This is a genomic window from Streptococcus sp. HMSC061E03, from assembly GCF_001813505.1.
Classification (GTDB): domain Bacteria; phylum Bacillota; class Bacilli; order Lactobacillales; family Streptococcaceae; genus Streptococcus.
On the sequence record NZ_KV812784.1, the window covers coordinates 24,830 to 32,740 of the forward strand.

Here is a 7,911-nt window from a genome sequence, read left to right on the forward strand (position 1 = left end):
ATATACCATTTCTTTTGGATCTTTTGTTTGACTAATACAAAATAGGTCTTCAAAGGTCTTCGCATTTTTAGCGCCCATTAGGATCATCAGTATAATTTTCTGAATTAGGAGACTGTCCCATCACTATTCGAACTTCGTCTCCCAACTTACGCTGTTCCCATTCATCCGTGAATCCTTTAAATCGCAATTCTGGAACTTTCTTTTTAACTGAATCATCTATTTTCTCCATAGTCCCCACCATTTTATTGGTTTTTCTTGATTTACCTTATCAACAGTCTGGTTGGTTGGTACCAATGGACGAAAGCTGCTAAGAAGGGGTATTAGTGACAATTAATAAAATGCATGAGGTTGGGCATGTTGCCCCACCTCTTTTTATGATATACTAGAGTAGTTTTTGAGACTTGTAAAAAATGTTTTTTTTTAGTTCAAATTTAAAAAAGAAAAGGGGAGAATATGGACATCTTTTTGAAGAGCATATCAGGGATCCTGGTCATCCTGGGCATGATTTTAGTGGGCTTTGTCATTGGTGAAAAAGGTTGGTTTGACGACAAGTCACGTGGCCTACTCGCTAAATTGGTCACTCAAGTTGCTCTTCCCTGCTATATGCTCTACACCATTACGCAACGCTTCACAGCAGCAGATCTACTTAAAATGTTGCCAGCCTTGCGTTTTCCTGCCCTGTCTATGGTTATTTTGCTTGGCATCGCGACAGCAGTAGCTAGAATTTTTGCAGTGAGACAGGACCGCCGTGGCCTCTTTATTTCCATGTTTTTTAATTCCAATACGATTTTTGTGGGTCTTCCCATCAACCAGGCCCTCTTTGGGGATGACAGCATTCCCTATGTTTTGATCTATTACATGTGTAATACGACCTTTTTCTGGACCTTGGGGACCTATCTCATCCAGCGGGATGGTGAGGGAGAAGCTCGGTTTGATCTCAAAACGAGTCTGAAAAAAGTCTTTTCTCCGCCACTCATGGGCTTTCTCTTGGGACTAGTCTTGGTGATGCTGCAGATCAAGTTGCCAGCCTTTCTAGCCAGTGATTTGCAGTATCTGGGTAATTTAACAACCCCTTTATCCATGATATTCATCGGTTTGTCAGTGTCTCATGTAGGTGTGAAGCAGTTGGTTCTGGGAAAAGATCAGCTATTGATTCTACTAGGTCGCTTCCTGGTTGCCCCTCTCTTGATGGCGACCATCGTCTACTGGTTGCCTCTTCCAAGCTTGATGAAGCAAGTCTTTATCATCCAGTCCGCCATGCCTGTGATGACCAATGCGCCGGTTGTTGCCAGACTCTACGGAGCTGATAGTGATTATGCAGCCGTCATGGTGACAGAGACGACCCTTGCAACCATGGTGGTGATCCCTATTCTTATGCTGTTGATGGCTTAACAAATAGAAACTACAAAAGCTCAAGTTTTAAAAAAACTTGAGCTTTTCTTATAACAAGGCTAACAAGATGGTGAGGACCAGAGCGATGCCCGTCCGAATCAGATGGTGGGCTGGATGGAAGTTTCCTTTGTGTTTCCCATTCCAATAGGCCCCGTAGCAAATCAAACCACAGCCGATCAGCCAAAGGACTAGAGCGACAATCGGTAAAAAGAAGTAGAGGATGAGAGATAAGGTCGCAAGGCTACTTCCGATGAGGAGAAATGTATTTCCTAGAGTGTGATTCCCTTTTTTAACTTCAGAAAGAGAAGCCAATAAGTGAAGAAGAGCAAAAGCAAGGGCAAAGAAGGCTGTAAAAAAGCCGAGAAGAATGTGGAAGAACATAGGGTTTCCTTTCTAAGATATGATTGCCTGAGTGCTATTTTTTATGACTGATTTTATGAAGAATCATAAATGATACTACAAGATTTAAAATAATAACCAATAAGGTAAAAAGAGAGTAACCATAAAGTTTAATTGGAAATTCATTTTTGAGATTGCAAAGAGCAAACAAACTCGTTAAAATGCCCGTCAACAATCCAGGCACATATTTTCGTATAACGATTGTTTGAATCAGATGTCCGAATACATGGTAGATATAAGCGATTATGATGCTTGCTAAATGCTATAGTTATTAAACTGGTAACTAAGATATAGCGACGTCATTAGGATCAGAAATTGTTCCAAGACAATAAAGTTGAAAGCAAAAGGAGTGTAATAAGTTAGGATTCGATTGTTTGGATACTGGATTGATATTTTTTTGACAAAGGATGGCATCCAAACGATTTCTTCGAGTTCGTGAAGCATGAAGAGTGATGGAAATAGAAAGTAAAATTGCACGCTGGTCATTGAAAATACTCCCTTCTAGTTCGAGCCTACTTTTAGAATCTCCAAATAAAATTGGATCACTTCTTGTTCGGTGTAGGACTTGCCTTTTTTCAACCACCAGCTGAGGGTTTCGATGAAATGGCTGACGACCAGGTGTTTGAGATAGGAGTGGGGAATGTTAGGGTACGATTGGATGAGTTCGTCGGCTACCATTGGGTAGACGTCATGTTCCAGCTCTTTTCGCAGTTGCCGGATGAAATAATCGTTTTTAGAGAGCAAGAGACTGGTCACATGATCTTGATTTTTCTTGAAATGCTGAAAGATATGAGCTAGATAGTCTTGTGGTGAGAGGTGTTCAGCACGCTCAAAGAGATGGTGAAAGAGCTTTTGACAGAGTTCATCTAGCAATAATTCCTTACTCTCGTAATGGCTGTAAAAGGTCGAGCGCCCCACATCAGCAAGGTCTATGATTTCCTGAACCGTGATGGCTTCGTAGTCTTTTTGGTTGAGTAAGTGTAAGAAAGCCTGATAGATAGCTTTTCGAGTTTTGGTGATGCGACGATCCTGTGCTGTCATATGGACACTTCGAACAAACTGTTCAGTAACGTACACCCTAAACGGTTTGCCCCTATCCTTTCTGTTGTGAATGTTAGATAATGATAATGAACATGATGTTCATGAATCTATTATAACAAAGGAAATAGGATTATGAAGACAAAACATGCGGTCTGGATCGCTTTTTTCTTGAATTTGAGTTATGCCATTGTTGAGTTTATTGCAGGAGGGATTTTTGGATCCAGTGCGGTCCTTGCGGATTCGGTCCATGACTTGGGGGATGCGATCGCTATTGGGATCTCTGCCTTTTTGGAAAGTATCTCCAATCGCGAAGAAGACAGCCGCTATACCTTGGGCTACAAGCGCTTTAGCCTTTTAGGGGCCATGGTAACGGCAGTGATTCTCATGACAGGGTCCGTTCTGGTTATTTTGGAAAATATAACGAAAATCTTTCATCCACAACCTGTCAACGATGAGGGCATCCTTTGGCTAGGAATCATAGCCGTCAGCATCAATGTGCTAGCGAGTCTCGTCATTCGCAAAGGACAAACCAAGAACGAATCCATTCTCAGCCTGCATTTTCTGGAAGATACCTTGGGTTGGGTGGCTGTTATCCTAATGGCCATTGTTCTACGATTTACCGACTGGTATATTCTGGATCCGCTCTTATCTCTTGCCATTTCCATCTTTATTCTGTCCAAAGCCATTCCACGTTTTTGGAGCACGCTCAAGATTTTCTTGGATGCCGTGCCAGAAGGAGTAGATATCCAGCAAGTCAAGAGTGATTTGGAGCAGTTGGAGCATGTGGCTAGTATCAATCAGCTAAACCTCTGGACCATGGATGGCTTAGAAAAGAATGCTATTGTCCATGTTTGTCTAGAGCATGTCAACCACATGGAGGTCTGTAAAGAGTCTATCCGAGACTTGCTCAAAGACTGTGGCTTTCAAAACGTCACCATCGAGGTAGATGAAGACCTGGCGACTCACCGAGCCCACAAGAGAAATATCGAAGAGCTGGAAGTGGATCAAGGTCATGGGCATGATCATCACCATCATTAATGACGAGTTGGTACGAGCAGAAGCCTAAGAAAAAGTGTATACTGTAGGTAAGTAAGCAATAGAAAGTAGGTTGTTCCTATGAAGAAAACAGTTTATACAAAAGCTGGGCAAGTGGGTCTAGTAGAAGTTGAACGTCCGCAAATCGAAGCGCCGGATGATGTTATTCTCCGCATCGTCCGCACATGTGTCTGTGGATCCGATCTCTGGAGCTACCGTAATCCAGATATTGAAGCAGGGCATCAAAATAGTGGCCACGAAGCCATTGGGATTGTCGAAGAAATCGGAGAAGCTATTACAACGGTCAAACCAGGAGACTTTGTCATCGCACCTTTCACCCATGGTTGTGGGGAGTGTGATGCCTGTCGTGCTGGTTATGATGGGACTTGTGACCGCCATATCGGGACCAACTGGTCTGACGGGGTGCAAGCAGAGTACATCCGTTTCCACTTTGCTAATTGGGCCCTTGTCAAGATTCCAGGTCAACCATCTGATTATACAGAAGCTATGCTCAAATCCTTCTTGACGCTGGCTGATGTCATGCCGACGGGCTACCATGCAGCGCGTGTAGCTAATGTGCAAAAAGGTGACAAGGTTGTCGTTATTGGTGACGGTGCTGTTGGCCAATGTGCTGTCATTGCAGCTAAGATGCGTGGTGCATCGCAAATCGTCCTTATGAGTCGCCACCAAGACCGTCAACAAATGGCCTTGGAGTCAGGTGCGACAGCTGTTGTGGCTGAGCGTGGTGAAGAAGGGATTGCCAAGGTCCGTGAAATCCTTGGAGGCGGAGCAGATGCAGCTCTCGAATGTGTCGGTACAGAAGCAGCTGTTGAGCAAGCTCTCGGAGTCCTCCATAATGGAGGGCGCATGGGATTTGTGGGCGTTCCTCATTACAATAACCGTGCCCTTGGTTCGACCTTTGCTCAAAATATCTCAGTGGCAGGTGGAGCAGCCTCAGTTACTACTTATGACAAACAAGTTTTGTTAAAAGCGGTCCTTGATGGTGATATCAATCCGGGTCGTGTCTTTACCTCAAGCTATAAACTGGAAGATATCGACCAAGCTTATAAGGACATGGATGAACGTAAGACTATTAAGGCTATGATTGTACTTGACTAACAAAAAAATTCTAGTAGAGGCTGTCTACTAGAATTTTTTGTAGTGAAATAAAATCTTATTTCAAATCCGACATCACTTGTTTCTTGGTGAAGGTGCGCTCTTGTTTGTTAGCTAAGGCCTTGATGCGCGCATCTAGGAGAACAGCACGGCCTTCGGCACTTCGGGTATAGATGAGGTCATACTTGCCCAGACTCTTTCGGATTTGTTCCACAAAGGCTTGGGCATCCTCTTTCCGTTTGTCAAAGAGGCTTGGTACTGCGAAATATTCTGTCTGATCGGACACTTTTTCCTGTGCTTTCAGGATATAGCGCTGATTTTCAATTGGAGCGAAAAACTCGATCATGGTTTGCGAGAAGAGTTCCTTCTCCCGCATGGTTCCGCCTTTCATATAGATTAGCGTGTTGATGGCATCCTTTCTGTCTCGTACGACTTGGATACGGGTCTCTTGAGTCTGAATATGCCCAAAGAGGAGCAGAGCTTGGTGGATAGCCTGACCAAAGACTTCTAGCCGTTTATAAGGGCTCTTATAAAGATAGTAGCGGAGCCAGGCAAGGAGTGCGAGAACAGCTAGGAAGAATAGAAGAATAAGAGACCCTTTATTCCATCCTCCTCTATATGAATAGTAAATAAAGTTGGCGAAAGCATCGGTCAAAGTGGCGGCCGTTAGCCAACGAGCTAGCTTCCTGGCGTCAAAAAATAGGGCCAGGGGCAGGAAGTGTTTATCCACTTGGACCTCGTTTGCAATCTCCATATTCTCCAGAATAGGCAGGGCTTTTTTCCAGCCGTCTCGGAGTTCTTGACGATGGGTGGAGCGCTCTAAGGTTTCTTCATTGAGTTTTTGCAACTGTTTTTTGGTATAGCGGATATTGTCAAAGGCTAGGCGTTCGATACCGGATTCGATGAAGGGCTCCTTGTAATGGAGACCTAAAAATTGCTTCATCCGTCTTTCTAAGAGCTCCAGATCAGGACTATATTCTTTCAGCTGATCAGTGAGGGCTTCGATCTCTTCTTTTTCAAGATCGGACTTTTCATACCATTTCTTTAGGGAAAGATTAATGGAGACCAGGTGCCAGATATTACTGGTCTTGTCTGGATCTTCGGGCCACACTCTGATGGCACGACCTCGCATTTGGTTGCTGAGCATAAAGCTACCGACAAAGCTCGCTAGGATCAGGGAGTTGACGCAAGGAGCATCCCAGCCTTCCCCTAGAAGAGACTTGGTTCCAATGACAACCTGGATGAGCCCTTCTTGAAAGAGCTGGGTCACGGCTGTCACCAAATCATGTTGAGAGCCAACTAAGCGAACCTTGAGAAAGTCATCAGGAGATAATTGGCCGACACTTTGGTAAGTCAGTCGATTCCCTCCAAGTAGCTCTTCTAGTCTTGGCTTAGCGACCGTCGGGATGATGACGATGCTACCGGTCAAGACAGCAATGGCAGGAGGAGTAGTTAGCTCTATGCTTTCTCTGCGAATAGATTCAAAATAGGAGAGAACTCCCAATTGAGTGAATTGGGCATCTTTATCCCCGAGATGAACTTCAAAATCTTGGCGGATATAGTCTGTTAGGACCAGTTGGCGCAGTTGACTTCCAAGCGCCTGGTATTCCGCCTTGAAAATTTCTCGAACCGCATTGAGTTTTCCGAGGGATTGGTTGAGCAGAAGGTCTTGTTTTTTGTTGCGGACCAGTTTGACTTGTTTTCGATCGATCAAGCTGGCTGCTTTTAGTTCATGGAGAACTTGCTTCTCGTATTCCTCAGGTAGATTGTACCAGTGAGGCACCTGAAAGAGCAGGCCTTGCAGGAGAATTTCAAGCCAGTCCAGGGTGAAAGCAGGTAATTTCTTGGCTCCTAAAAGGTCTTGGAAACGTTGGGGAAAGGCAATTCCCTTGCTTCGAAGAAAGATCAGGGTAGCAGAAAGATACTGGGGCTCATTGAGCAATTCATCATCGCTGATCTGACCCGATAAGGCCTGGCAGGTTTGGAGGTGTTGGCAAAAGAGGGGATCGGAAGTCAGTTGTTGCAAGAGAGCATTCTTTTGTTGGCTAAAAGCATCCAACTGCTCTTGCTCTTCCTTGGTTGGAAAGGCAAAGTAGACATAGTCTTGGTGAGGACAAAGGGTGTCTTCCTTGACCAATTCGGGAACCGTAATTTCCTCATCAATCTCACCACACATGCGGATATAGCGATCCCAAAGGGCAGGATCCCCTTCATAGGGAGGGGTGGCGGTAAGGGAGATCATCTTTAAGTCAGGGAAGGCTTGACGAAAGGCTTCCAAACTCTTCCACCATTCATTGCGTAAGTGGTGACACTCATCTAAACAAAGGGTTCCGAGTGAGATGGCTTTGAAAGTAGTGAAGATATCAAAGCCTTTGAAATCAAATGTTTCAATCTCTGCCTGGTCATCGGTATCCTCAGCTTGCGATTGACCGACGACTTGGTTCATGGCGCTGTGTAGGGCCTGATAGGTAGCTACTGTAATCAGCTTAGGATGTTTTAAGTCTTGTGAAATCAGTTGTTCCGCTTGACTTTCATCACTCAAGAATGCCTGGATAATCCGATCCACCCATTGTTGACGAATGGTGACCGTTGGAGCCAAGATCAGGGTTGGCTGACCTAAGCGTCTGATAAATTCGATTCCCAGGGTTGTTTTTCCAGAGCCAGGAGCTGCTACCAAATGCAGGCTGCCATCCGCCATAAAAGCGTCACTCTTATCGAGAACGCGTTTTTGATAGTGTCTCCATTGACCTGTAAAGGCTAGTTCTTGTAACATTGGTTTCCTCCCTTGTACTGTCCCCATTATATCATAGTGGAGGACAAGAATCTTTTGGTAGAAGTTGAAGAATCTAACATTCCTGATGAAAATGGCAAACAGGAATCATTCGTACAGAGCTAAAAAGGAGGCTGGGACAAAAGTCCTAGCCTCTC

Annotated in this window: 7 protein-coding genes and 1 pseudogene; 3 read left to right on the forward strand and 5 right to left on the reverse strand. The window is 44.5% G+C overall.

Features of this window, described 5'->3' with window-relative positions:
* Window positions 1–67: 67 nt before the first annotated feature.
* On the reverse strand, window positions 68–229 hold the full coding sequence (locus HMPREF2917_RS11040; protein WP_176745940.1) for a hypothetical protein: 162 nt from the start codon (window positions 227–229) through the stop codon (window positions 68–70).
* Window positions 230–453: 224 nt separating this feature from the next.
* Here HMPREF2917_RS11040 and HMPREF2917_RS00450 point away from each other — a divergent pair, with 224 nt between their 5' ends.
* On the forward strand, window positions 454–1,392 hold the full coding sequence (locus HMPREF2917_RS00450) for an AEC family transporter (protein WP_070588672.1): 939 nt from the start codon (window positions 454–456) through the stop codon (window positions 1,390–1,392).
* Window positions 1,393–1,440: 48 nt separating this feature from the next.
* Here the strand turns inward: HMPREF2917_RS00450 and HMPREF2917_RS00455 are convergent, their stop codons facing one another.
* The 3 genes and pseudogenes from HMPREF2917_RS00455 to HMPREF2917_RS00465 all read right to left on the reverse strand — a co-directional run bounded on the left by HMPREF2917_RS00455 (window position 1,441) and on the right by HMPREF2917_RS00465 (window position 2,832).
* Entirely contained in the window at window positions 1,441–1,773 is a 333-nt protein-coding gene (locus HMPREF2917_RS00455) for a glucuronide permease (protein ID WP_070588674.1), read from the reverse strand.
* A gap of 34 nt (window positions 1,774–1,807) precedes the next feature.
* Window positions 1,808–2,277 (reverse strand): annotated as a pseudogene (locus tag HMPREF2917_RS00460) (HXXEE domain-containing protein).
* Window positions 2,278–2,292: 15 nt separating this feature from the next.
* Complete coding sequence (locus tag HMPREF2917_RS00465; RefSeq protein ID WP_024054600.1) at window positions 2,293–2,832, reverse strand: TetR/AcrR family transcriptional regulator; 540 nt, start codon at window positions 2,830–2,832, stop codon at window positions 2,293–2,295.
* 132 nt (window positions 2,833–2,964) lie between these two features.
* Between HMPREF2917_RS00465 and HMPREF2917_RS00470 the strand changes: the two genes are divergently transcribed.
* Window positions 2,965–3,870, forward strand: coding sequence for a cation diffusion facilitator family transporter (locus HMPREF2917_RS00470; RefSeq protein ID WP_070588675.1), 906 nt, complete (start codon window positions 2,965–2,967; stop codon window positions 3,868–3,870).
* A 78-nt stretch (window positions 3,871–3,948) separates the two neighbouring features.
* The gene (locus HMPREF2917_RS00475; protein WP_070588677.1) at window positions 3,949–4,986 is read left to right on the forward strand and encodes a zinc-binding dehydrogenase; all 1,038 of its coding nucleotides are present in this window, start codon (window positions 3,949–3,951) and stop codon (window positions 4,984–4,986) included.
* A 55-nt stretch (window positions 4,987–5,041) separates the two neighbouring features.
* On the opposite strand, the gene HMPREF2917_RS00480 is transcribed toward HMPREF2917_RS00475, so the two are convergent.
* Window positions 5,042–7,756, reverse strand: coding sequence for a DEAD/DEAH box helicase family protein (locus HMPREF2917_RS00480; protein WP_070588678.1), 2,715 nt, complete (start codon window positions 7,754–7,756; stop codon window positions 5,042–5,044).
* Window positions 7,757–7,911: the final 155 nt, after the last annotated feature.

What these genes read in the sequence shown, in the direction of transcription:
- HMPREF2917_RS11040 (WP_176745940.1), bottom strand. Translation starts at nt 229, where the DNA reads ATGGAGAAAATAGATGATTCAGTTAAAAAGAAAGTTCCAGAATTGCGA.
- HMPREF2917_RS00450 (WP_070588672.1), top strand. Translation starts at nt 454, where the DNA reads ATGGACATCTTTTTGAAGAGCATATCAGGGATCCTGGTCATCCTGGGC.
- HMPREF2917_RS00455 (WP_070588674.1), bottom strand. Translation starts at nt 1,773, where the DNA reads ATGTTCTTCCACATTCTTCTCGGCTTTTTTACAGCCTTCTTTGCCCTT.
- HMPREF2917_RS00465 (WP_024054600.1), bottom strand. Translation starts at nt 2,832, where the DNA reads ATGACAGCACAGGATCGTCGCATCACCAAAACTCGAAAAGCTATCTAT.
- HMPREF2917_RS00470 (WP_070588675.1), top strand. Translation starts at nt 2,965, where the DNA reads ATGAAGACAAAACATGCGGTCTGGATCGCTTTTTTCTTGAATTTGAGT.
- HMPREF2917_RS00475 (WP_070588677.1), top strand. Translation starts at nt 3,949, where the DNA reads ATGAAGAAAACAGTTTATACAAAAGCTGGGCAAGTGGGTCTAGTAGAA.
- HMPREF2917_RS00480 (WP_070588678.1), bottom strand. Translation starts at nt 7,756, where the DNA reads ATGTTACAAGAACTAGCCTTTACAGGTCAATGGAGACACTATCAAAAA.